The sequence below is a fragment of the Streptomyces sp. NPDC048211 genome (genome assembly GCF_043202315.1).
Taxonomy (GTDB): domain Bacteria; phylum Actinomycetota; class Actinomycetes; order Streptomycetales; family Streptomycetaceae; genus Streptomyces.
Genome location: NZ_JBIDAD010000023.1, coordinates 20145 through 43275, shown reverse-complemented (window position 1 = coordinate 43275; position 23131 = coordinate 20145). Strand labels below are relative to the sequence as shown.

Annotated in this window: 20 protein-coding genes and 1 pseudogene; 14 read left to right on the top strand and 7 right to left on the bottom strand. The window is 72.0% G+C overall.

The window, feature by feature from the left end:
• Nucleotides 1–57 precede the first annotated feature (57 nt).
• From ACGFZA_RS39815 to ACGFZA_RS39770, 10 genes are all read left to right on the top strand, one after another.
• Nucleotides 58–456 carry a cell division protein SepF gene (locus tag ACGFZA_RS39815; RefSeq protein ID WP_385285711.1) on the top strand — a complete coding sequence of 133 codons (399 nt, stop codon included), beginning with the start codon at nt 58–60 and terminating at the stop codon, nt 454–456.
• Nucleotides 457–653: 197 nt separating this feature from the next.
• The gene (locus ACGFZA_RS39810; RefSeq protein WP_385285713.1) at nt 654–1013 is read left to right on the top strand and encodes a nucleotide pyrophosphohydrolase; all 360 of its coding nucleotides are present in this window, start codon (nt 654–656) and stop codon (nt 1011–1013) included.
• 126 nt (nt 1014–1139) lie between these two features.
• Complete coding sequence (locus ACGFZA_RS39805; RefSeq protein WP_385285715.1) at nt 1140–1676, top strand: DUF6099 family protein; 537 nt, start codon at nt 1140–1142, stop codon at nt 1674–1676.
• Between the two features lie 89 nt (nt 1677–1765).
• On the top strand, nt 1766–2689 hold the full coding sequence (locus tag ACGFZA_RS39800; RefSeq protein ID WP_385285716.1) for an LLM class F420-dependent oxidoreductase: 924 nt from the start codon (nt 1766–1768) through the stop codon (nt 2687–2689).
• A 91-nt stretch (nt 2690–2780) separates the two neighbouring features.
• Nucleotides 2781–3755, top strand: a complete 975-nt coding sequence (gene mmuM, locus ACGFZA_RS39795) for a homocysteine S-methyltransferase (RefSeq protein WP_393685719.1) — start codon at nt 2781–2783, stop codon at nt 3753–3755.
• Between the two features lie 48 nt (nt 3756–3803).
• Nucleotides 3804–5315: a 3' terminal RNA ribose 2'-O-methyltransferase Hen1 gene (locus tag ACGFZA_RS39790; RefSeq protein WP_393685717.1), complete on the top strand. Its 1512-nt coding sequence runs from the start codon at nt 3804–3806 to the stop codon at nt 5313–5315.
• A complete protein-coding gene (locus ACGFZA_RS39785; protein ID WP_393685715.1) occupies nt 5312–7903 on the top strand; it encodes a polynucleotide kinase-phosphatase in 2592 nt (863 codons plus the stop codon). Before ACGFZA_RS39790 ends, ACGFZA_RS39785 begins: the two co-directional genes overlap by 4 nt.
• A gap of 101 nt (nt 7904–8004) precedes the next feature.
• A complete protein-coding gene (locus ACGFZA_RS39780) occupies nt 8005–9237 on the top strand; it encodes an arginine deiminase (protein WP_393685713.1) in 1233 nt (410 codons plus the stop codon).
• 130 nt (nt 9238–9367) lie between these two features.
• The gene (gene argF, locus ACGFZA_RS39775; protein WP_393685711.1) at nt 9368–10372 is read left to right on the top strand and encodes an ornithine carbamoyltransferase; all 1005 of its coding nucleotides are present in this window, start codon (nt 9368–9370) and stop codon (nt 10370–10372) included.
• A 184-nt stretch (nt 10373–10556) separates the two neighbouring features.
• On the top strand, nt 10557–11984 hold the full coding sequence (locus ACGFZA_RS39770; RefSeq protein ID WP_385285726.1) for an amino acid permease: 1428 nt from the start codon (nt 10557–10559) through the stop codon (nt 11982–11984).
• Nucleotides 11985–12013: 29 nt separating this feature from the next.
• On the opposite strand, the gene ACGFZA_RS39765 is transcribed toward ACGFZA_RS39770, so the two are convergent.
• Complete coding sequence (locus tag ACGFZA_RS39765; RefSeq protein WP_385285727.1) at nt 12014–12460, bottom strand: ATP-binding protein; 447 nt, start codon at nt 12458–12460, stop codon at nt 12014–12016.
• A gap of 243 nt (nt 12461–12703) precedes the next feature.
• On the opposite strand from ACGFZA_RS39765, the gene ACGFZA_RS39760 reads away from it, so the two are divergent.
• Entirely contained in the window at nt 12704–13531 is an 828-nt protein-coding gene (locus ACGFZA_RS39760) for an enoyl-CoA hydratase family protein (protein ID WP_393685708.1), read from the top strand.
• Entirely contained in the window at nt 13516–15897 is a 2382-nt protein-coding gene (locus tag ACGFZA_RS39755) for a bifunctional salicylyl-CoA 5-hydroxylase/oxidoreductase (protein ID WP_393685706.1), read from the top strand. The genes ACGFZA_RS39760 and ACGFZA_RS39755 overlap by 16 nt, the downstream gene beginning before the upstream one ends.
• Here the strand turns inward: ACGFZA_RS39755 and ACGFZA_RS39750 are convergent.
• The 4 genes and pseudogenes from ACGFZA_RS39750 to ACGFZA_RS39735 form a co-directional block, all read right to left on the bottom strand.
• Nucleotides 15884–16315 (bottom strand): annotated as a pseudogene (locus ACGFZA_RS39750) (hypothetical protein). The gene ACGFZA_RS39755 and the pseudogene ACGFZA_RS39750 overlap by 14 nt on opposite strands.
• On the bottom strand, nt 16305–17144 hold the full coding sequence (locus ACGFZA_RS39745; protein ID WP_393685704.1) for a GNAT family N-acetyltransferase: 840 nt from the start codon (nt 17142–17144) through the stop codon (nt 16305–16307). Before ACGFZA_RS39745 ends, ACGFZA_RS39750 begins: the two are co-directional and overlap by 11 nt.
• 42 nt (nt 17145–17186) lie before the next feature.
• Entirely contained in the window at nt 17187–18002 is an 816-nt protein-coding gene (locus ACGFZA_RS39740; protein WP_393685702.1) for a PaaX family transcriptional regulator C-terminal domain-containing protein, read from the bottom strand.
• Nucleotides 18003–18006: 4 nt separating this feature from the next.
• The gene (locus ACGFZA_RS39735) at nt 18007–19644 is read right to left on the bottom strand and encodes an AMP-binding protein (protein WP_393685700.1); all 1638 of its coding nucleotides are present in this window, start codon (nt 19642–19644) and stop codon (nt 18007–18009) included.
• 122 nt (nt 19645–19766) lie between these two features.
• Here ACGFZA_RS39735 and ACGFZA_RS39730 point away from each other — a divergent pair, with 122 nt between their 5' ends.
• Nucleotides 19767–20894, top strand: a complete 1128-nt coding sequence (locus ACGFZA_RS39730) for an acyl-CoA dehydrogenase family protein (protein ID WP_385285737.1) — start codon at nt 19767–19769, stop codon at nt 20892–20894.
• Nucleotides 20891–21292: a RidA family protein gene (locus tag ACGFZA_RS39725; protein WP_330825341.1), complete on the top strand. Its 402-nt coding sequence runs from the start codon at nt 20891–20893 to the stop codon at nt 21290–21292. Before ACGFZA_RS39730 ends, ACGFZA_RS39725 begins: the two co-directional genes overlap by 4 nt.
• 81 nt (nt 21293–21373) lie before the next feature.
• On the opposite strand, the gene ACGFZA_RS39720 is transcribed toward ACGFZA_RS39725, so the two are convergent.
• Together ACGFZA_RS39720 and ACGFZA_RS39715 are read right to left on the bottom strand one after the other, a co-directional pair.
• Nucleotides 21374–22507 (bottom strand): FAD-dependent monooxygenase, encoded by a 1134-nt coding sequence (locus ACGFZA_RS39720; protein ID WP_393685697.1) that lies wholly within the window; start codon nt 22505–22507, stop codon nt 21374–21376.
• A 49-nt stretch (nt 22508–22556) separates the two neighbouring features.
• Nucleotides 22557–23126, bottom strand: a complete 570-nt coding sequence (locus ACGFZA_RS39715; RefSeq protein WP_385285742.1) for an ATP/GTP-binding protein — start codon at nt 23124–23126, stop codon at nt 22557–22559.
• Between the last annotated feature and the right edge of the window lie 5 nt (nt 23127–23131).

The window sequence follows — 23131 nt, the reverse complement described above, 5'->3', positions numbered from 1 at the left end:
GATGAACAGTGAGCGCAGCCGGCGCAACGCCAACCGATGCACAGACGGGGTGGTCCGGTGAGCAGGTACGACAGGTATGACGTCACGGACGAGCAGTGGGAGGGGCTGGCCCAGGTCGTACCGCTGCGCAGTCGCAACGAGTGGCCTTCCCGGGTCGATCACCGCACGGTTTCGGACGAGCGGGAGAGCGCCGAGCAGCGGCGCATGGTGGTGCTGCGGGTCCAGATCTTCGCGGATGCGCGCGAGGTCGCCGAGTACCTGGTCGCCCAGATTCCGGTACTCCTCGACCTGACCAGCGCCGAGACCGACGTGGCCAAGCGGATCCTGGACTTCACCAGCGGGGTCGTGTTCGGGCTGGGCAGCGGAATGCATCGCGTCGACCGCAATGTCTTCCTCCTGTCGCCCATCGGCATGGAGGTCGAGGGCGTGACGGCGGCGGGCGTTCCGGGGGTGTAGCCGGTCTTCCGGCGGGGTGGCCGTGGCACCAGGACCGGGCCGCGGCACCCCGGGCCGCCGCTTCGGGAACCGCGGGGCTCGTCCCGTGGGGGTTCGCACCCGCCGGGCCTTCGTCCCGCAGGGCCGCACCCACGGAGCCCGCGTCTTGCAGGGCTGTCCCGCGGGGCCGCCGGTGCGGCGATGGTAGACCTGGGGGCGTGACAGAACTCGACGTACAGGCGCTCCAGCAACGGCTCGTCGCATTCGCGGCCGCCCGGGACTGGGAGCAGTACCACACCCCGAAGAACCTCGCGTCGGCGCTGAGCGTCGAGGCCGCCGAACTCATGGAGATCTTCCAGTGGCTGACGCCGGAGCAGTCGGCCCGGGTCATGGAGGACCCCGGTACGGCGCCCCGGGTCGCGGACGAGGTCGCGGACGTTCTCGCCTATCTGCTGCAGTTCTGCGAGGTGCTGGGCATCGATGTGCTGGCGGCGCTGGCGGCCAAGATCGAGCGGAACGAGGGGCGCTTCCCGGTGCCGTCGCCACCGGATCCGCCCATCCGTCACTCTTCGGAGTGATCGACTTGTTCACATGCGGCTTCGTGTCCACAGATTTCCGAAATCCTCTGGCCTTTCGGTACCAGCACCCTCACTGTGGGTAATGGAAGAGGTGAGCGGGTTTTCGGATCGAACGGGGGCAAGGGGATGGAAGCGGAGCGGCTTGTAGCAGTCATCCGGAGGGCGTTGGCGCACAGCCGGGGCACGCCGGACATCATCGCCGAGGCCTGGCAGGCCCAGGCGCTGGCGCAGGCGATCGGGAGTCGGCTGGCGGCGAGCGGGCCCAAGGAGTTACGGGGCGAGGCGAGCGGACTCAGCGAGATCGGGGGGCGGAGCAACGGCGCGCTGGACCACCCGGCGGCCCGGGCCGGCGTGGCGCGGGCCGCTCAGCTCTCCGAGGTCGCCGATCCGCGAGTGGCCCTGACCGGGCTCGGCGTGCTGCTGGGGGAAGTGGGGATAGCCCTGGTCGGGGTGGCGTGCGAGACCGATGAGCAGGGCCTGTACTGGCAGTGCATGGAGGCGATCGACGCCGCTGACGAGTCGACGGACCGGGTGCACGGCATGCTCCGGCTGCTCGACGAGCGCGACCGGGAGCGCCAGGAGGATCTGGAGCGCGGCCGGGAGCGGGACGGCCCGCACGGTGTGCTGCACGGACCGGTGGGACCCGCCGCCGACACCGGCTGAGTGTCCGGCATCCGGGACGCCGGGGCGTGACGGCGCGGGGAGGGCGACCGGAGAGAAACGCGTGGCGTCCGGAGGTGCAGGATGGATGCATGGATCTTCGAATCTTCACCGAGCCCCAGCAAGGGGCGAGCTACGACACACTGCTCACCGTCGCGAAGGCGGCCGAGGACCTCGGCTTCGATGCCTTCTACCGCTCCGACCACTATCTGCGCATGGGGCAGGGCGACGGCCTCCCCGGCCCGACGGACGCGTGGATCACGCTGGCGGGGCTGGCGCGCGAGACCAAGCGGATCCGCCTCGGCACACTGATGACGGCCGGGACGTTCCGGCTTCCCGGCGTGCTCGCCATCCAGGTGGCGCAGGTCGACCAGATGTCCGGTGGCCGCGTCGAACTGGGCCTGGGAGCCGGCTGGTTCGAGGAGGAGCACAAGGCGTACGGCATCCCCTTCCCCAAGGAGAAGTTCGGCCGGCTGGAGGAGCAGCTGGCGATCGTCACCGGTCTGTGGGCCACCGAGGTCGGCAGGACGTTCAGCTACGACGGCACGTACTACCAGCTCACGGACTCTCCCGCGCTGCCCAAGCCCGCGCAGGCCAAGGTGCCGGTGCTGATCGGCGGACACGGCGCCAAGCGGACGCCGCGGCTGGCCGCTCAGTATGCCGATGAGTTCAATATCCCGTTCGCCTCGCTGGAGGACAGCGAGAAGCAGTTCGGCCGGGTCAGGGCCGCGGCCGCGGAGGCGGGCAGAGGGCCCGACGACCTGGTGTACTCCAACGCTCTGGTCGTCTGCGTCGGCAAGGACGACGCCGAGGTGGCGCGCCGGGCCGCCGTCATCGGACGGGACGTGGCGGAGCTGAAGGCGAACGGACTGGCCGGATCGCCCGCCGAGGTGGTCGACAAGATCGGCCGGTTCGGTGCGATCGGAGCGTCGCGCATCTACCTCCAGGTGCTCGACCTCGACGACCTGGAGCACCTGGAGCTGATCTCGTCGCAGGTCCAGTCCCAGCTCGACTGAGAGAGGAGCGCCTGTGCCTCCCGCCCGTCCGTCCGGAGCGCCTGTCCCTTCCGGCCGCCCTCCCGGAGTGCCTGTCCCTCCCGGAGCGTCCGTGCCTTCCGGAGCGCCAGGGCCCTCCGGCGGCCCTTCGGGCCGTCCTGCCGGGAGGCCCTCCCTCGCTCTCGCCGCAGCGCTCGGGAAGGGCCCGGTCCTGCTCGACGGCGGACTCTCCAACCAGTTGGAGGCGCAGGGCTGCGATCTGTCCGACGCGCTGTGGTCGGCCCGGCTGCTCGCCGACGGGCCGGGACAGATCGAGGCGGCGCACACGGCGTATGTGCGGGCGGGTGCGCAGGTGCTCATCACGGCCAGTTACCAGGCGAGTTTCGAAGGATTCCGGCAGCGCGGGATCGGGCGGGCGGAGGCGGCCGGGCTCTTCGCCCGCAGCGTGGAGCTGGCCCGCCGGGCGGCAGGGGCGGTGGACCGGGAGGTCTGGGTCGCCGCCTCGGTCGGCCCGTACGGGGCGGCGACGGCGGACGGTGCCGAGTATCGCGGCCGTTACGGGCTCACGGTCCGGGAGCTGGAGCGCTTCCACCGCCCCCGGATCGAGGCACTGGCCGCCGCCGGCCCTGATGTGCTGGCGCTGGAGACGGTCCCGGATGTGGATGAGGCACAGGCGCTGTTGCGGGTGGCGGGGGAGTGCGGGCTGCCGGTCTGGCTCTCCTACACCGTGGCCGGAGGCCGGACCAGGGCCGGACAACGGCTGGAGGAGGCGTTCGCCCTCGTCGACGGAGAGGCGCAGGTGGTGGCGACAGGAGTGAACTGCTGCGACCCCGTCGAGGTGGACGGGGCGGTAGGGGCGGCGGCGGAGGCGACCGGTAAGCCGGTCGTCGTCTATCCGAACAGCGGCGAACGCTGGGACGCGAACGGACGGAGGTGGGTCGGGGGAGCCACGTTCGACCCCGGCCGGGTCCGGGCCTGGCAGGACGCCGGAGCGCGGCTGGTCGGCGGCTGCTGCCGCGTGGGCCCTGCCACCATCGCGGAGCTGGCCGCGCGGCTCGGCGCAGGAGGGACAGGAGAGCCCGGATGAGGCGAAAATTCCTGGTGAGGGGGAGTGAACCGGACCATACTCGGACGTGTGTTCCTGACGATCAGTACCACCGGCACCCCGGAGCGTCCCGCCACAGATCTCGGCTTCCTGCTGCACAAGCATCCCGAGAAGGCGCAGACGTTCTCCACCTCCCATGGCACCGCGCACGTCTTCTACCCCGAAGCGTCCGCGGACCGCTGCACGGCGGCGCTGCTGCTGGAGGTGGATCCCGTGGCGCTGGTACGGCGGGGCAAGGGCAAGGGCCGTGGTGGCGCCCCTGACGCGGCGCTCGCGCAGTACGTCAACGACCGTCCCTACGCGGCGTCCTCGCTCCTTTCCGTCGCGATGAGCACCGTCTTCAAGTCCGCCCTGAGCGGCACCTGCAAGGCGATGCCCGAGCGCGCGGCGGCGCCGATGCCACTGCGGATCGAGGTGCCCGCGCTGCCGGCCCGTGGTGGTGCCGAGCTGGTGCGGGGACTCTTCGGGCCGCTCGGATGGTCGCGGGTGGAGGCGGTGGCCGTACCGCTGGACGAGCGGTTCCCCGAGTGGGGGGACTCGCGGTACGTACGGCTCGTGCTGGAGGGCGAGTTGAAGCTCGTGGACGCGCTCCGGCAGCTGTACATCCTGCTGCCGGTCCTCGACGACGCCAAGCACTACTGGGTGGCGCCGGACGAGGTGGACAAGCTGCTGCGGGCCGGCGAGGGCTGGCTGGCCGACCACCCCGAGCAGAAGCTGATCGCCAGCCGCTATCTGTCGCGGCGCTGGGGGCTGACCCGGCAGGCGATGCAGCGGCTGGAACTGGTGCGGCTCGCGGAGTCCGACGACCTCGACGTCGAGAGCATCGACAACGCCGTCGACGAGACGGCCGACACCGAGGAGCGGCCGGTGCCGCTCGCTGAGCAGCGCAGGGCCACGATCGTCGCGGCGCTGACCGCTGCCGGGGCGAGCCGGGTACTCGACCTGGGATGCGGTCAGGGGCAGTTGGTACAGGCCCTGCTGAAGGACGTGCGCTTCACCGAGATCGTCGGCGTCGACGTCTCGATGCGCGCGCTGACGATCGCCTCGCGTCGGCTGAAGCTGGACCGGATGGGGGAGCGGCAGGCCTCCCGCGTGACGCTCAGACAGGGCTCGCTCACGTACACGGACAAGCAGCTGAAGGGGTACGACGCGGCGGTGCTGAGCGAGGTCGTCGAGCACCTCGACCTGCCGCGGCTGCCGGCCCTGGAGTACGCGGTGTTCGGCGTGGCCCGCCCCCGCACGGTGCTCGTGACCACGCCGAACGTCGAGTACAACGTCCGCTGGGACACCCTCCCGGCCGGGCACGTCCGGCACGGCGACCACCGCTTCGAATGGACCCGGGCCGAATTCCGGGAGTGGGCGGGCGCAGTGGCCCGCAGGCACGGGTACGGGGTGGAGTTCGTCCCGGTGGGCCCCGACGACCCCGAGGTGGGTCCGCCCACCCAGCTGGCCGTGTTCACGATGACCGCGGCCGGTGACACCGACACGTCCGACGCGCCGGCCGAGGCCGGCAGGGCCGAGAAGGAGGCGAAAGCCGCATGAGCGGGACCAGTGACAGCACGCGTGACAGCGCCGGGCGAACCGGGCGCGTCCTGCCCGTGACCGACCTCTCCCTCGTCGTCCTCATCGGCGCCAGCGGCTCGGGCAAGTCCACTTTCGCGCGCGGGCACTTCAAGCCGACCGAGATCATCTCCTCGGACTTCTGCCGGGGCCTGGTCGCGGACGACGAGAACGACCAGAGCGCCAGCCGGGACGCCTTCGACGTCCTGCACTACATCGCGGGCAAGCGCCTGGCCGCAGGACGGCTGACCGTCGTCGACGCCACCAACGTCCAGTCGGAGAGCCGCCGCCAGCTGGTGCAGCTGGCCCGGGAGCACGACGTGCTGCCCATCGCGATCGTCCTCGACCTGCCCGAAGAGGTCTGCCTCGCGCGCAACGCGGCCCGCCCGGACCGTGCCGACATGCCCCGCCACGTCGTCCAGCGCCACCGCCGTGAGCTGCGCCGCTCGCTGCGTGGCCTGGAGCGCGAGGGCTTCCGCAAGGTCCACATCCTGCGTACCGAGGAGGAGGCCGAGCACGCCGAAGTGGTCCTGGAGCGCCGGTACAACGACCTCCGCCACCTCACCGGCCCCTTCGACATCATCGGTGACATCCATGGCTGCAGCTCCGAGCTGGAGACCCTCCTCGGCAAGCTCGGTTACGTGGACGGCTCGCACCCCGAAGGACGCACGGCGGTGTTCGTGGGCGACCTCGTCGACCGCGGGCCCGACAGCCCCGGCGTGCTGCGCCGCGTCATGTCCATGGTCTCGGCCGGCACCGCGCTCTGCGTTCCCGGCAACCACGAGAACAAGCTCGGCCGCTACCTCAAGGGCCGCAAGGTCCAGCAGACGCACGGGCTCGCCGAGACCATCGAGCAGCTGGAGCGGGAGGACACCAGGGACCCGGAATTCCGGGAGCGCGTCAGGGAGTTCATCGACGGCCTCGTCAGCCACTACGTGCTGGACGACGGCAAGCTCGTCGTCTGCCACGCAGGTCTGCCCGAGAAGTACCACGGGCGCACGTCCGGGCGGGTCCGCTCGCACGCGCTCTACGGCGAGACCACGGGCGAGACCGACGAGTTCGGACTGCCGGTGCGCTACCCGTGGGCGGAGGACTACCGAGGCCGTGCCACCGTGGTCTACGGCCACACCCCCGTGCCCACCACCTCCTGGATCAACAACACCATCTGCCTGGACACCGGGGCCGTGTTCGGCGGGAAGATGACCGCGCTGCGCTGGCCCGAGCGCGAGCTCGTCGACGTGCCGGCCGAGCAGGTCTGGTACGAGCCCGTGAGGCCGCTGACCACGCAGGCGCCGGGCGGACGGGAGGGCCGGCCGCTGGACCTCGCCGATGTGCAGGGCCGCCGGGTCGTGGAGACCCGGCACATGGGCCGGGTCGCGGTACGGGAGGAGAACGCGGCGGCCGCGCTGGAGGTCATGAGCCGGTTCGCCGTCGACCCCAGGCTGCTCGCCTACCTTCCGCCGACCATGGCGCCGACCGCCACCTCGCATGAGGAGGGCTATCTGGAGCACCCGGCCGAGGCGTTCGCGCAGTACCGGGCGGACGGTGTGGCCAGGGTCGTGTGCGAGGAGAAGCACATGGGCTCCCGGGCCGTCGCCCTGGTCTGCCGGGACGCGGACGCGGCACGGGAGCGCTTCGGGGCCGGTGACGCCGGCAAGGACGGCCCGACGGGTGCGCTGCACACCCGCACCGGTCGGCCGTTCCTGGACGACGCCGCGCTCACCGAGACCGTGCTGGGCCGGCTGCGTGCGGCCGTCACCGCCGCCGGGCTGTGGGAGGAGTGGGACACCGACTGGGTGCTGCTCGACGCCGAGCTGATGCCCTGGTCCCTGAAGGCGGCCGGACTGCTGCGCTCGCAGTACGCCGCGGTCGGTGCCGCTTCCGGCGCGGTCCTCCCCGCGGCCACCGGGGCGCTCGCGGCAGCGGCGGCCCGCGGCGTCGACGTCGGCGCGCTCGCGGAGCGGCAGCGGGGGCGGGCCGAGGACGCGGCCGCGTTCACCGAGGCCTACCGCCGCTACTGCTGGAGCACCGAAGGGCTGGACGGGGTGCGTCTCGCACCGTTCCAGATCCTCGCCGTGCAGGGCCGCTCGCTCGCGTCCGTACCCCATGACGAGCAGCTGGCCTGGCTGGACCGGCTGGTGGAGCACGACCCCACCGGTCTGCTCCAGGTCACCCGGCGCCTCGTCGTCGACACCGCCGACGAGGCCTCGGTCCGCTCGGGCGTCGACTGGTGGCTGGAGATGACCGGCCGCGGCGGCGAGGGCATGGTCGTCAAGCCGCTCGGCGCGCTCGTCAGGGACGGGAAGGACCGTCTCGTGCAGCCCGGGATCAAGGTGCGGGGCCGGGAGTACCTGCGGATCATCTACGGTCCCGAGTACACCCGCCCGGAGAACCTGGACCGGCTGCGCGGACGCTTCCTCGGCCACAAGCGCTCCCTCGCCCTGCGCGAGTACGCCCTGGGCCTGGAAGCCCTGGACCGGCTCGCCGAGGGGGAGCCGCTGTGGCGGGTCCACGAGGCGGTGTTCGCGGTCCTGGCGCTGGAGTCTGAGCCGGTGGACCCGCGGCTGTAGCGCCGCACCGGCGGGCCCGGACCGCAGAGGTCCGGGCCCGCCGGCAGAACCGACTGGCGATTCGCCGGGTGAACGGCGCCCCGCGCGGTGAGGATGAGGGCATGGGATTCCATGTCGACTCCGAGGCCGGGCGGCTGCGCCGCGTCATCCTGCACCGCCCCGATCTGGAACTGAAACGGCTCACCCCGGCCAACAAGGACGCGCTGCTCTTCGACGACGTGCTCTGGGTGCGCCGGGCCCGCCAGGAGCACGACGGCTTCGCGGACGTGCTCCGCGACCGCGGAGTGGAGGTGCACCTCTTCGGTGACCTGCTCCGGGAGTCGCTGGAGATTCCGGTGGCCCGAAGGCTCGTGCTGGACCGGGTCTTCGAGGAGAAGGAGTACGGACCGCTGGCCACCGAGCATCTGCGGGCCGCCTTCGAGGAGCTGGCCACCGCGGATCTCTGTGAAGCACTCGTCGGCGGAATGACCAAACGGGAGTTCCTGGAGCGGTTCCGCGAGCCGACGTCCGTGCGCTTCCACGTCATGGACCTGGACGACTTCCTGCTCGGACCGCTGCCCAACCATCTCTTCACCCGTGACACCTCGGCCTGGATCTACGACGGCGTCTCCATCAACGCCATGCGCTGGCCGGCCCGGCAGCGCGAGACGGTCCACTTCGAGGCGATCTACCGCCACCACCCGCTCTTCACGAGCCCCGAGGCGGGCGCCTTCCACCACTGGTCGGAGGGCCAGGACGACTACCCCTCCACCATCGAGGGCGGCGACGTCCTCGTCATCGGCAACGGCGCCGTGCTCATCGGGATGAGCGAGCGCACGACCCCGCAGGCGGTGGAGATGCTGGCCCGCGGCCTCTTCGATGCCGGGTCGGCCCGCACGATCGTGGCACTCGACATGCCCAAGAGCCGGGCCTTCATGCACCTCGACACGGTGATGACGATGGTCGACGGGGACACCTTCACCAAGTACGCGGGCCTGGGCATGCTGCGCTCGTACACCATCGAACCCGGGGACGGACCGCGCGATCTCAAGGTCACCGACCATCCGCCCGAGCACATGCACCGCGCCATCGCCGAGGCTCTGGGACTGGAGTCGATCCGTGTCCTGACCGCCACCCAGGACGTGCACGCGGCCGCGCGCGAGCAGTGGGACGACGGCTGCAACGTGCTGGCCGTCGAACCCGGTGTCGTCGTCGCCTATGAGCGCAACGCCACCACCAACACCCATCTGCGCAAGGAGGGCATCGAGGTCATCGAGATCCGCGGCAGTGAGCTGGGCCGGGGCCGGGGCGGGCCCCGCTGCATGAGCTGCCCGGTGGTCCGGGACCCGGTGTAGGAGGGCGGCGCGGCGCCGATGGCCGGCCGGTGTACCGGAGCCCCGTCGAAGCTCTGTATAGCGATGCATTGCATCGTATAGACTTCCAGGGTTACCGTATGCGTCCCCGTCCGACCCAGGAGCAGTCACCATGGCCATAGATCTCGCAGGCCGCCACTTCCTCAAGGAGCTGGACTTCACGGGCGCGGAGTTCCGCGGCCTGATCGACCTGGCCGCCGAGCTCAAGGCCGCGAAGAAGTCGGGGACCGAGGTTCAGCAGCTGCGCGGCAGGAACATCGCGCTGATCTTCGAGAAGACCTCGACCCGCACCCGCTGCGCGTTCGAGGTGGCCGCCGCCGACCAGGGTGCCTCCACCACCTACCTCGACCCCTCCGGTTCACAGATGGGGCACAAGGAGTCCGTGAAGGACACGGCCCGCGTCCTCGGCCGGATGTTCGACGGGATCGAGTACCGCGGTGACAGCCAGGACGCCGTCGAGGAGCTGGCTGCCTACGGCGGTGTGCCGGTCTTCAACGGGCTGACCGACGACTGGCACCCCACACAGATGCTCGCCGACGTCCTCACGATGACCGAGCACAGCGCGAAGCCGCTGGAGCGCATCGCCTTCGCCTACCTCGGCGACGCCCGGTTCAACATGGGCAACTCCTACCTCGTCACCGGGGCCCTGCTGGGGATGGACGTACGGATCGTCGCGCCGAAGGCCTACTGGCCCGCCGAACCTGTCGTGGCGCAGGCCCGTGAGCTCGCCGCGGCGAGCGGGGCGACGGTCACGCTCACCGAGGACATCGCCGAAGGGGTGCGCGGCGCCGACTTCGTCGCCACCGACGTCTGGGTCTCCATGGGCGAGCCCAAGGAGGTCTGGGACGAGCGCATCGCCGCCCTCGCGCCGTACGCCGTCACCATGGACGTCCTGCGGGCCACGGGCAACGCCGACGTGAAGTTCCTGCACTGCCTCCCGGCCTTCCACGACCTCGGCACCAAGGTGGGGCGGGAGATCCACGCCCGGCACGGCCTGACGGAGCTGGAGGTCAGTGACGAGGTCTTCGAATCCGCGCACTCGGTCGTCTTCGACGAGGCGGAGAACCGGATGCACACGATCAAGGCCGTACTGGTGGCCACGATGGCGAAGCACTGACTGGTCATACCGCATGATCATGCACCCGATTGGGTGAACATGCGCAGGGGCGCCTACTATGGTCCCCGTTGGTGGGGTTCGAGCTCGCACGCTCGAACCCCATTTTCGTGCCCGGCGACCGGCCCCCACTGCCGTCGCCGCAGCACCACCCCCCACCTGTACCGCCAGAGATGAGACCACCGCCGTGAGCCCCCTGCGCCTGCCCGGCCCGCCACTCCGCGTCAAGGACCCGCACCAGCTGATCGCCGAGTCCGGCGCCGACCTGGAGGGCCACGGGCTCAAGCGCACCATGGGACTCTTCCAGCTGGTGTGCTTCGGGGTCGGCGCGGTCGTCGGTACCGGAATCTTCGTCGGTCTGTCCGACAGCGTGGCCGAGGCCGGCCCCGCCGTCGTGCTGTCCTTCGTCCTCGCGGCCGTCACCTGCATCTTCACCGCGTTCTCGTTCGCCGAGCTGGGCAGCGCCATCCCCGTCTCCGGCAGCTCGTACTCCTTCGCCTACGCCACCCTCGGCGAGCGCACGGCCTTCCTCGTCGGCTGGTGCCTGCTCCTGGAGTACGGCGTGTCCGTGTCCGCGGTGGCGGTGGGCTGGAGCCAGTACGTCAACGAACTGCTCGACAGTCTCTTCGGATGGCAGCTGCCGGATGCGCTCTCCGCCGGTCCCGGCGACGGCGGTGCGATCAACCTGCCCGCCGTCCTCGTGGTGATGATGGCCGCGACGCTGCTGGTGCGCGGCATCCGGGAGAGTGCCGGGGCCACGGCCGCGATGGCCGTCCTCAAGATCGCCATCCTGATCATGTTCTGCGTCATCGCCTTCACCGCCTTCGAGCACGGCAACCTCACGCCGTTCATGGCCCACGGCGCGGGCGGCGTCACCGCGGGCGCCTCGCTGGCGTTCTTCTCGTACATCGGGTTCGACGCCATCACCACCACGGGCGAGGAGGTCAAGAACCCCCGGCGGAACATCCCGATCGCGATCATGATCTGCATCGGCCTGGTCACGCTGCTCTACTGCGCGGTCGCCCTCGCCGCGATCGGCGCCCTCGGCCCGGACGCCGTCTCCGACAAGCCGGCCGCGCTCTCGCTGATCGTCGACCAGGTCACCGACTCGACGGTCGGCGGCGGGATCATCGCGTTCGGCGCGGTCGTCGCCATCGCCTCCGTCGTCCTCGCCGTGATGTACGGCCAGACCCGCATCCTGATGTCCATGTCGCGCGACGGCCTGGTCCCGCGGGTCTTCGAACGGGTCTCGCCGCGCACCGCCACACCGGTCGCCAACACCTGGATCGTCGCCGTCGTCTTCGCCGTTCCGGCGGCCTTCTCCTCGCTCGACGTGGTGGTGAACCTGACCACCATCGGGACGCTGGCCACGATGGTCGCCGTGAACGTCGCCGTGATCGTGCTGCGCCGCCGCAATCCGGAGGTGAAGGGCTCGTTCCGGGTCCCGCTCTACCCGGTCAGCCCGCTCCTCGGCGTCGCCTTCTGCGTGTACCTGATGTACGGGACCGGCTGGTCGACCTGGGTGCAGTTCGCGGTGTTCCTGGTGGTCGGCGCGGGGGTGTACGCCGGCTACGGGCGCAGCCGTTCACGGCTGGCGGGCCGGGCCGGCGGCTGAAGGGGCCGGCGGCTGGGCGATCCCTACGGTCAGGGCGTCGGACGGGGGCCGGACGGCAGGGTGAACCACACCGCCTTGCCGCGTTCCGTCGTGCGGTGGCCGCAGGACGAGCTGAGGGTGCGGATCAGCAGCAGCCCCCGGCCGTGCTCCTGCCACGGATCGGGTGTCCAGTCCGGCTCCGGACGGGAGAGATCACCCGGCGGGGCCGGATCTCCGTCGTGCACCTCCACCTGGCAGCCGGTCGGCAGGAGCTCCACCACCAGCTCGATCGGTTCGTCGCCGGGAGTGTGCTCGACGGCGTTCGCGACCAGCTCCGCGGTCAGCAGTTCGGCGGTGTCGCTGTCGGAGGCCGTGTCGGAGTCCCCGTCGATGGACGCCAGCACCGAACGGATCAGCGCGCGGGCGATCGGCACGGCTGCCGCGGAGTGCGGCAGTGCGATGCGCCAGGTGGGGGGCGCGGGAGCATCGGACGGCACGGCAGGGCTTCCGTTCGGGAGAGCGTGGACAGTCCTGGGCTCAAGGGTTCCGGAGCTCAAAACTTCTTGGTTTCAACCATACGAATCCCCATGACACGGGCAAGGGCCTGCCGACCGGTAGGAAGGGGACGTTCGTCACTCCGAATTCACGCTCCGCTTATCGCGTACTCATGACGGAAGTCACGTACGAGTGATAAATTCGGGGTCAGGCAGCAGCCCGACGGCCGAAGGGGACCACCCTCGATGAGTCCGTTTCCCAGTTCCGCGTCCCCCACGGAGAACTGGCGCCATCTGCGGGTCACCACGCGGGACGGCGTCGCCGCCGTCACCCTCGCCCGGCCCGAGAAGCTGAACGCGCTGACCTTCGGCGCCTACGCGGATCTGCGCGACCTCCTGGCCGAGCTGACGCGGGAGCGGTCCGTGCGCGCCCTGGTGATGGCCGGTGAGGGGCGCGGCTTCTGCTCGGGCGGCGACGTGGACGAGATCATCGGCGCCACGCTCGCGATGGACACCGCCCAGCTGCTGGACTTCAACCGGATGACCGGGCAGGTCGTACGGGCCCTGCGGGAGTGCCCGTTCCCCGTGATCGCGGCCGTGCACGGGGTCGCCGCCGGAGCGGGCGCCGTGCTCGCTCTGGCCGCCGACTTCCGGGTGGCCGACCCCTCGGCGAAGTTCGCCTTCCTCTTCACCCGCGTCGGACTCTCCGGCGGGGACATGGGCGCGGCCTATCTGCTGCCCCGGGTCGTCGGGCTCGGCCACGCCACCCGGCTGCTGATGCTGGGGGAGCCGGTGCGCGCCCCCGAGGCCGAACGGATCGGACTGATCAGCGAACTGGCCGAGGAGGGCCGGGCCGACGAGCAGGCCGCCGCGCTCGCCCGCCGCCTCGCGGACGGACCCGCGCTCGCCCTCGCCCAGACCAAGGCACTGCTCACCGCGGAGCTCGACATGCCGCTGGCCGCCGCCGTGGAGATGGACGCCGCCACCCAGGCCCTGCTGATGCACGGCGAGGACTACGCCGAGTTCCACGCCGCCTTCACCGAGAAACGGCCGCCGAAATGGCAGGGCCGGTGATCCGGGTGACGCCCCCCGAAGCCCGCCGCCCCGGCCCCCCGCCCCCCGAAGCCCGCCGCCCCGCCTCCCCGCACCCCGGCGGAGAGGCGAACGCACCTCACCGGATCGCCGTGATCGGCGGTGGACCAGGCGGGCTCTACGCCGCCGCCCTGCTCAAGCGGCTCGGCCCGGAACGCGAGATCACCCTCTGGGAGCGCAACGCCCCCGACGACACCTTCGGCTTCGGCGTCGTCCTCTCCGACGAGACCCTCGGCGGTATCGAGCACGCCGACCCCGCCGTCCACGCCGCCCTCCAGCGCGAGTTCGTCCGCTGGGACGACATCGACATCGTCCACCGCGGCCACATCCAGACCTCCGGCGGCCACGGCTTCGCCGCACTCGGCCGCCGCCGGCTCCTGGAGATCCTCCACGAACGCTGTGCCGGGCTCGGGGTGGACCTCCGCTTCCGCACAGAGGCGCCCCCGGCGGCCGAACTCGCCGTCTCCCACGACCTGGTGATCGCGGCCGACGGTGTGCACAGCCCCACCCGCGACGCGCACGCGGACGCCTTCGGGCCCACCGTCACCACCCACCGCTGCCGCTACATCTGGCTCGCCGCCGACTTCGCCCTGGACGCCTTCCGCTTCGAGACCGCCGAGACGGCGTACGGCGTGATGCAGCTGCACGCCTACCCCTTCTCCCCCGAGGCCTCGACCGTCATCGTCGAGATGCGCGAAGAGGTCTGGCGCGCGGCCGGATTCGACACCTGCGATCCTGCCGAGTCGACCCGGCACTGCGCCAAGATCTTCGCCGACGCCCTCGGCCACCGGCCGCTGCGCTCCAACAACTCCTCCTGGCTCATCTTCCGTACGGTCGTCAACAAGCACTGGTCGCACGGGAACACCGTCCTCATCGGCGACGCCGCCCACACGGCGCACTTCTCCATCGGCTCCGGTACCAAACTCGCCGTCGAGGACGCCCTCGCCCTCGCCGCCTGCGTCGAGGAACAGCCCGTCCTGGCCGACGCCCTCGCCGCGTACGAGAGCGAGCGCCGCCCCGTCGTCGCGTCGACGCAGCGCGCCGCCGCGGCCAGCCTGCGCTGGTTCGAGGAACTGGGCACCTACGTCGACCAGCCGCCCCGCCAGTTCGCCTTCAACCTCCTCACCCGCAGCCGCCGCGTCACCCACGACAACCTGCGGCTGCGCGACGCCTCGTTCACCGCGGCCGTGGAGGACGAGTTCGGCTGCGCGGCCGGCACCCCGCCGATGTTCACCCCGCTGCGGCTGCGGAGCCTGGAGCTGCGCAACCGGGTGATCGTCTCGCCCATGGACATGTACTCCGCCACCGACGGAGTCCCGGGCGACTTCCACCTCGTCCACCTCGGGGCACGCGCGCTCGGAGGCGCCGGGCTGGTCATGACGGAAATGGTGTGCGTGAGCCCCGAGGGCCGGATCACCCCCGGCTGCACCGGCCTCTACACCGACGAGCAGGCGGCCGCCTGGACCAGGATCACCGACTTCGTGCACGCCGGATCGCCCGGCACCGCGATCGGGGTCCAGCTGGGCCACTCCGGCCGCAAGGGCTCCACCCGGCTCATGTGGGAAGGCATCGACCAGCCGCTCGCCGGCGGCAACTGGCCCCTCGCCGCCGCCTCCCCGCTCGCGTACGCTCCCGGCGTCAACCAGATCCCGCACGCCCTGGACCGGGCCGGCCTGGACACCGTCAGGGAGCAGTTCGCGTCCGCCGCCGAGCGGGCCGACACCTGCGGGTTCGACCTCCTCGAACTCCACTGCGCCCACGGCTATCTGCTCTCCGGATTCCTCTCCCCGCTCACCAACCACCGCACCGATGCCTACGGCGGCACCCTGGCGAACCGGCTCCGCTTCCCGCTGGAAGTCTTCGACGCGGTCCGCGAGCGGTGGCCCGACGACCGGCCGATGACCGTCCGGATCTCCGCCACGGACTGGGCCGAGGGCGGCACGACGGGTGAGGACGCCGTCGAGATCGCCCGCGCCTTCGTCGCGCGCGGCGCCGACGCCATCGACGTCTCCACCGGCCAGGTCGTCCCCTCCGAGCGGCCCGAGTACGGGCGCTCGTACCAGACCCCGTACGCCGACCGGATCCGCAACGTCCTGTGCGTGCCCGTCATCGCAGTCGGGGCCATCTCCTCCTGGGACGACGTCAACTCCCTGCTGCTCGCGGGCCGCGCCGACCTCTGCGCCCTGGCCCGGCCGCATCTGTACGACCCCCACTGGACGCTCCACGCGGCGGCCGAGCAGGGCTACGCCGGACCGGGCGCTCCCTGGCCGCTGCCGTACCGCACGGGCAGCCGCACCCCGCCGACGGGCCGCACGGACGCGCCGAAGCCGCGGCTCACCCTGGGCTGAGCGGCAGGCACGCGTGGCAGAGGCACGCATCGGGATGCGGGGCGCCGTGATGAGCGTGCCCGCTCGTGACGCGCGACCCGCTCCAGCAGCGCGGCCGGCTCCACGGCCTCCTCGCGGGTCCGAGGCCGGGGGCCGCACCGCTCCAGAACCGCCGGGATGTAGACCAACAGGACTCTGAACGTGTGCAGATGGCGGGTTCCCGTGTCGATGGTGATCCAGCGCCCGGTGTGCCTGCCGCGGCCCACCGCGGTCAGCTGCGCGTGCCCCTCCCGGGGTGGGTGTCGACGACGTAGACCTTCGCCCCGCCCCGGAACGCCTCGGTGCCGGGCCGGAGTTCCTGCCCGAGATCCCCGTACCGCCGCCACAGGACGACGTTCGCCACGACCAGCCGGAGTGGCTGGGTCACGTCATCCCCCACCCTCCTGCGCGCTGACCACCAGCCGGTCCGAGACGGCCCGGTAGCCGATGCGGGTGTACACGCCGTTGCTCGTCGGGTTGGCGAGATCGGTGAACAGCAGCACCTCTTCCGCGCCCGCTGCCCGGGCCGCGGCGCTGACCTCGGCGGTCACCGCCGCCGCGTACCCTCGGCCACGGTGCTCCGGCGGTGTGTAGACCGGAGCGACCCGGGCGGTGCCCGCGATCTGCGGTGAGATGCCGGCCATCGACACGGGGATCCCCTCGTGCTCCCAGAGCGTCAGCCGGCCCTCCGTCGTCCGCTCGTCCACCACCCGCCCGTGGCGTTCGCCGTGCCCGGCCGAGGGCCCGCCGATCTCGACGGCGAACGCGGCGTACCAGCGCAGCAGCAGCTCCCGGTCCGCAGGGGTCGCGGCCCTCGCCCGGCCGCCGGGAGCCGGCGACGGGGGGACCAGCTCGCCCAGCCGGTACAGCCGCTGCTCCTCGTCGACACGGTGCCCCGGCCAATGGGCCGCGACCGCCAGGGCCGTGGGCCGGTCGGCGTTGACGTGGGTGAGCGGGAGGGCGGCCATCAACGGCCCCACCGCCTCAGGGGCGAGTGCGATCAACGAGGCGGGGTAGGGCGGCGTCCTGAGCATGGTCCCCGCCACCTCCCCGTCGGCACCGCGCCACCAGCCGAACACCGGGTCGTGATCACCATAGGCATGCGGGCCGTGGCGGCGCAGGGCCGCGGTGACGGTCAGCATGACCGTGCTCTCGGCCGGCCGCGCCGCCAGCGCCGCGCCGGCCGCGTCGAGGAAGGCCTCGACATCATCAGTGAAGGTCCAGGTCATGCAGAGGCATTCTGCCGGGAGGGCCGCCGGCGGGGTAGCGGATTACCCGCCGACGAACTCCGCCCCGCCATCCCGCAGCCGCTCGTGCAGCAGCCCGAACACCTCCGCCGACCTGCCGCCCGGCCAGTTCTCCGGCAGCAGTTCCCTCGGCAGCCCCGGATCCGCGTACGGCACCTGCCGCCAGGAGTCCAGCGCCATCAGGTAGTCCCGGTACGCCGCCTCCGGGGCCGGCGGCGCGTCCGGGCGGGCCTCCCAGGACCGCAGCACCGGCTCGTGCCGCTCCAGGAAGGCCTCGTGCAGCCGGGCCACGGCGTCGAGGTCCCACCAGCGCGCCACCGACTCCCCGGTGGCCGCGAAACCCAGGTGGTCCCCGCGGAACAGCTCCACGTACGGGGCGAGGCCGAGGCGCTCCAAGGTGTGCCGGGTCTCGTCGTGGAGCGCGGCCGGCGCGATCCAGACCCCGGGGGCGGCCGTGCCGAAGCCGAGCCCGGACAGCCGTGAGCGCAGCAGGTGCCGCTTGTGGCGTTCGGCCTCCGGCACGGAGAACACGGCGAGGACCCAGCCGTCCTCGACGCGCGGGTCCGGATGCCGGTAGATCCGCCGGTCCCCGTCGTCGAGCAGTTGGCGGGCGTCGGCCGAGAGCGCGTATCCGGCCGCCCCGTCCGGCGTCCGGGCCGCGACGAGCAGCCCGCGCCGCTTCAGCCGCGAGACGGAAGACCGTACCGCGGGGGCCTCCACACCGACGGCGCCGAGCAGCCGGACGAGTTCGGCCACCGGCATCGGGGCGTCGCCCGGGGTGCGGCCGTACGCACCGTAGAGGGTGACGATCAGCGAGCGGGGGGTGTGCGGTTCGACCATGTGATCATTCTCGGTCCGCCGCACCGGAGTCCGCACCGGGTTCGTCCGCGCGGAGCCGGAACCGCTGCAGCTTGCCGGTGGCGGTACGGGGGAGTGCGGGCAGGAACGTGATGAGGCGGGGGCATTTGTGCGGGGCCAGCTCGGACCGCATGAAGGCGCGCAGCGCGTCGGCCGACAGGGCGGAGCCCTCGCGCCGCACCACGTACGCCGCCACGACACTGCCGCGCAGCTCGTCCTGTCGGCCCACCACCGCGGCCTCCGCCACCTCGGGATGGCGCAGCAGCGCGTCCTCCACCTCGGGGCCGGCGATGTTGTACCCGGAGGAGATGATCATGTCGTCGGCGCGGGCCACGTAGCGGAAGTAGCCGTCCGCGTCCCGCACGTAGGTGTCGCCGGTGAGGTTCCAGCCGTGCCGCACGTACTCCCGCTGCCGGGCGTCGGCGAGGTAGCGGCAGCCGACCGGTCCGCGTACGGCGAGCAGTCCCGGTTCGCCGTCCGGCACCGGCCGGCCGTCCCGGTCCACCACCCGGGCCTGCCAGCCGGGCACCGGGACGCCGGTGGTGCCCGGGCGGATCGCCTCGTCGGCGGCGGAGACGAAGATGTGCAGCAGCTCGGTGGCGCCGATGCCGTTGATGATGCGCAGACCGGTCCGCTCGTACCAGGAGTGCCAGGTCGCGACGGGCAGGTTCTCGCCCGCCGACACGCAACGGCGCAGCGCGGACAGGTCGTGGACGTCGAGCTGGTCGAGCATCACCCGGTAGGCCGTCGGGGCGGTGAACAGCACCGAGACCCGGTGCGCGGCCAGTGCGGGCAGCAACTGCTTGGGACCGGCCTGTTCCAGCAGCAGGGCCGAGGCACCCGCCCGCAGCGGGAAGACGACCAGGCCGCCGAGCCCGAAGGTGAAACCGAGCGGCGGACTGCCCGCGAAGACGTCGTCGGGCACCGGCCGCAGGACATGCCGCGAGAAGGTGTCGGCGACGGCGAGGACATCGCGGTGCAGATGCATGCAGCCCTTGGGGCGGCCGGTGGTTCCCGAGGTGAACGCGATCAGCGCCACGTCGTCCGCCGCGGTGTCCACGGCCCGGTAGGGGCCCGGCCGGTCCTCGGCCAGCCGCAGCAGGTCGTCGGACGCGTCACCGCCGTAGGCGGTGATCCGCAGCCCCGGCACCTGTGCCCTCATCAGATCGTCGACCGACCGCACATCGCACAGCGCGTGGCTGATCCGGGCGATCGAGCAGATCGTGGCGAGCTCGGCGGCCCGCTGCTGGGCCAGTACGGTGACGGCGATCGCGCCGGCCTTCAGCACCGCCAGCCAGCAGGCGGCGAGGTGCGGTGTGGTGGGGCCGCGCAGCAGCACCCGGTTGCCGGGTACCACCCCCAGGTCCGAGGTGAGGACATGGGCGATCCGGTCGACCAGGTCCCGCAGCTCTCCGTAGCTCAGCACCGCGCCGTCGGGCGTACGGAAGGCGGGCCGGTCCGGTCCGAACCGCTCGGCCGTCCGGTCCAGGAGCTCGGCCGCGCAGTTGAGCCGGTCCGGATAGTGCAGCTCGGGCAGGTCGAAGACCAGTTCCGGCCACTGGTCGGCGGGTGGCAGATGTTCTCCGGCAAAGCTGTCTATGTGCGCTGAGGTATTCGGGTCCATGAAGGATCGCCCCCTTGTCGCCCTTGGAGCGTATCGTTTGGGTGACGGTAGTCAACGGTCCGCGATAAACGGAGCCGGCCCGTGAGGGACGGCCCGGGGCTTTCGACAGGAGAGGCGCCGGTATGACGGCATTCTCGCTCGATGCGGCACAGACCGCCTGGTGCGAGGAACTGCGCACCCTGGCCGGTGAGCGGCTGCGCCCGCTCGCCGAGAAGGGCGAGCCGGGGCACGTCAACCGCCCCCTGCTCACGGCGCTCGGCGAGCTCGGCCTGCTGGACCGGCTGCTCGGCTCCGGCGCCCTCGACCTGTGCCTGCTGCGCGAGTCACTCGCCCGCGGCTGCACGGAGGCCGAGACCGCCCTCGCGCTCCAGGGCCTCGGGACGTACCCGATCGTCCAGGCGGGCACCCCCGCCCACCGCGAGCGCTGGCTTCCCGAGGTCCGTGCGGGCCGCGCCGTCGCCGCCTTCGCGCTCAGCGAGCCGGGGGCGGGGTCGGACGCGGCGGCTCTGGCCCTCGACGCCGCACCCGCGCCCGACGGCTGGCGGCTGACCGGTGAGAAGTGCTGGATCTCCAACGCCCCGGAGGCGGACTTCTACACCGTCTTCGCCCGGACGACCGAGGGTGCCGGAGCGCGCGGGGTCACCGCGTTCCTGGTCCCCGCGGACCGTCCGGGGCTGACCGGCACCGCGCTGGACATGCTCTCCCCGCACCCGATCGGCGCCCTGCGCTTCGACGGTGTCCCCGTCACCCCCGACGACGTGCTCGGCGAACCGGACCGCGGCTTCCGGGTGGCCATGAACACCCTCAACCTCTTCCGGCCCAGCGTCGGCGCCTTCGCCCTCGGCATGGCCCGCGCCGCCCTCGCCGCCACCGTGGAGCACACCGCCACCCGCACCGCGTTCGGCGGGCCGCTGAGCGACCTTCAGGCCGTCTCCCACCAGGTCGCGGAGATGGCCACCCGCACCGAGGCGGCCCGGCTGCTCGTGTACGCGGCCGCCGCGGCGTACGACGCGGGCGAGCCGGGGGTGCCCCGCCGGGCCGCGATGGCGAAGCTGTACGCCACCGAGACCGCGCAGTACGTCGTGGACACCGCCGTCCAACTGCACGGCGCCCGAGCCCTGCGCCGAGGCCATCTGCTCGAACACCTCTACCGGGAGGTCCGCGCCCCGCGCATCTACGAGGGCGCCAGCGAGGTCCAGCGCACCATCATCGCCAAGGAGCTGTACGCGAACCGGGAGCCGTCCGCATGAGCCCGATCCACCGGATCAACCCCGCCGAGCTCTCACCGCCCACCGGCTTCTCGCACGCGGTGACCGCCACCGGCAGCCAACTTGTCTTCCTCGCCGGGCAGACCGCCCTGGACCAGCGGGGCGACATCACCGGGAGCACCCTGCCCGAGCAGTTCACCACCGCGCTCACCAACCTCCTCGGCGCCCTGCGCGCGGCCGGCGGCGCCCCGGCCGACCTGGCCCGGGTCACGGTCTACGCGACGGACGTCGCCGACTACCGGGCCAACGCCGCCGAACTGGGCCGCATCTGGCGCCGGCTGGCCGGCCGCGACTACCCGGCGATGGCCGTCATCGGAGCGGCGCGGCTCTGGGACGAACAGGCACTGGTCGAGATCGACGGGGTGGCGGTCCTGCCCTGACGGCACGAACGCCCCGTCCCGGCCCGGGAACCCGGGCCGGGACGGGACGTCCGCGGCGCGTTCAAAGCGCTCGGCCCGTGATCAGTACGGCTGCACCAGCACGTGCGCCGCACCCGGGATGCCGACCTTCAGCAGCTCGTCCTCCTCGGGCGTCGTCTCGCCGCCCGTCTCCTGCTTGAGCACGGCACGCGACATGGCCTGCACCCACATGGCGCGGGGGCGGCGCCGCGCCTCCCACGCGTCGAGCGCGGCCGCCACGTCCGCCTCGGAGTCCAGCGACTCGGCGAGCACCAGCGCGTCCTCCACGGCCATCGCCGCGCCCTGCGCGATGTGCGGGGTGCTCGCGTGCGCGGCGTCACCGGCCAGGACCACCCGGCCGACGTGCCACGGCTCCTCGACGGTCACCTGGGAGATGCGCGAGTAGACGACCGCCTCCGGTCCGCTGACGGCGGCGAGGGCCTCGGCGACCGGGCCGGAGAACATCGGCAGCCGCTCCTTGAGCTGCTCGTGCGCCTTCTCGGCGTCGGGCCGGAAGTCCTCGGCCTCGGCGAACACCGTTCCCAGGTACATCAGTTCGTCCGTGATCGGGGTGAGCAGTGCCTTGGCGGCCTGGCCCGCGGTGCCCATGACGACACCCTTGACCTGCTCCTGGCGGGGCATGGTGACACGCCAGTTGGCGAAGCCGGTGTACTCCGGCACGTACCGGTCTCCGTACAGCCGGGTGCGCAACGGCGAGCCGATGCCGTCGAAGCCGACGACCAGGTCCCAGCGCGCGGCCGAGCCGTCGGACAGGGCGACGTCCACGCCCTCGCCGTCGTCGGTGAGCTCCGTGATGGTCGCGCCGAAGCGGATCGTCGCCCCGGCCGACGTGGCCGCGGCGCCGAGGATCTGGGCGAGCGCGGGGCGCGGGATGCCGTTGTTCGACGGGGCGTCGCCCATGCGGGGCTGCGGGATCTCGGCCAGGGTGTTGCCGGCCGGGTCGGCGATGGTCAGGACCTCCCATTCGAAGCCCGCCTTGAGGCAGTCGTCGAGGACCCCGATCTCCCGCATGACGTGCAGGGCGTTGGACGGCTGGATGATGCCGACCCCCAGGGCCTCCAGTTCGTCGCGCAGTTCGGCGACCTCGACGGTGTGGCCGCGCCGGGCCAGGGCGGTGGCGAGCGTCAGTCCGCCGATGCCGCCGCCGTGGATCAGGACGCGCAGAGGTGTTGCCATATCGGATCTCTCCAGTGCGGGAAAAGTGCGAGGTGTCGGGGGAGGGGGATCAGCCGGCCGCGACGGGCAGGCTCATCAGGTGGTCCACGAGGGCCAGCAGCACGTCGCGGCCGAAGGGCCGCTCGCGTACGTCGCCTACCAGCAGGGGGACATGCGGATCCAGGTCGAGAGCGGCCCTGATCTCTTCCTGCGTGCGGGTGTTGTGGCCGTGGAAGCAGTTGATCGCCACGACGAACGGGATGTCCCGGCTCTCGAAGAAGTCGATCGAGGCGAAGCTGGTCTCCAGCCGCCGGGTGTCGGCGATCACGACGCCACCGAGGGCCCCGTTGACCAGGTCGTTCCACATGAACCAGAAGCGTTCCTGGCCCGGCGTGCCGAACAGGTAGACGACGAGCTCCGGACTGACCGAGATCCGGCCGAAGTCCAGGGCCACGGTGGTCGTGTCCTTCTGTCCGACACCGGCGAGGTCGTCGACGCCGATGCTGGCCTTGGTCAGGAACTCCTCGGTGCGCAGGGGCGCGACCTCGCTGACGGCGCCCACGAGGGTGGTCTTGCCGACGCCGAAGCCGCCGGCGACAAGGATCTTTACGGCGGCGGGGGCCGCCTGACTGATGGTCATCTTGG

Excerpts from the sequence above, each read along its gene's own strand:
- ACGFZA_RS39805 (WP_385285715.1), top strand. The coding sequence starts at position 1,140 with ATGGAAGCGGAGCGGCTTGTAGCAGTCATCCGGAGGGCGTTGGCGCAC.
- ACGFZA_RS39800 (WP_385285716.1), top strand. The coding sequence starts at position 1,766 with ATGGATCTTCGAATCTTCACCGAGCCCCAGCAAGGGGCGAGCTACGAC.
- ACGFZA_RS39785 (WP_393685715.1), top strand. The coding sequence starts at position 5,312 with ATGAGCGGGACCAGTGACAGCACGCGTGACAGCGCCGGGCGAACCGGG.
- ACGFZA_RS39780 (WP_393685713.1), top strand. The coding sequence starts at position 8,005 with ATGGGATTCCATGTCGACTCCGAGGCCGGGCGGCTGCGCCGCGTCATC.
- argF (WP_393685711.1), top strand. The coding sequence starts at position 9,368 with ATGGCCATAGATCTCGCAGGCCGCCACTTCCTCAAGGAGCTGGACTTC.
- ACGFZA_RS39760 (WP_393685708.1), top strand. The coding sequence starts at position 12,704 with ATGAGTCCGTTTCCCAGTTCCGCGTCCCCCACGGAGAACTGGCGCCAT.
- ACGFZA_RS39755 (WP_393685706.1), top strand. The coding sequence starts at position 13,516 with ATGGCAGGGCCGGTGATCCGGGTGACGCCCCCCGAAGCCCGCCGCCCC.
- ACGFZA_RS39745 (WP_393685704.1), bottom strand. The coding sequence starts at position 17,144 with ATGACCTGGACCTTCACTGATGATGTCGAGGCCTTCCTCGACGCGGCC.
- ACGFZA_RS39740 (WP_393685702.1), bottom strand. The coding sequence starts at position 18,002 with ATGGTCGAACCGCACACCCCCCGCTCGCTGATCGTCACCCTCTACGGT.
- ACGFZA_RS39735 (WP_393685700.1), bottom strand. The coding sequence starts at position 19,644 with ATGGACCCGAATACCTCAGCGCACATAGACAGCTTTGCCGGAGAACAT.
- ACGFZA_RS39730 (WP_385285737.1), top strand. The coding sequence starts at position 19,767 with ATGACGGCATTCTCGCTCGATGCGGCACAGACCGCCTGGTGCGAGGAA.
- ACGFZA_RS39725 (WP_330825341.1), top strand. The coding sequence starts at position 20,891 with ATGAGCCCGATCCACCGGATCAACCCCGCCGAGCTCTCACCGCCCACC.
- ACGFZA_RS39720 (WP_393685697.1), bottom strand. The coding sequence starts at position 22,507 with ATGGCAACACCTCTGCGCGTCCTGATCCACGGCGGCGGCATCGGCGGA.
- ACGFZA_RS39715 (WP_385285742.1), bottom strand. The coding sequence starts at position 23,126 with ATGACCATCAGTCAGGCGGCCCCCGCCGCCGTAAAGATCCTTGTCGCC.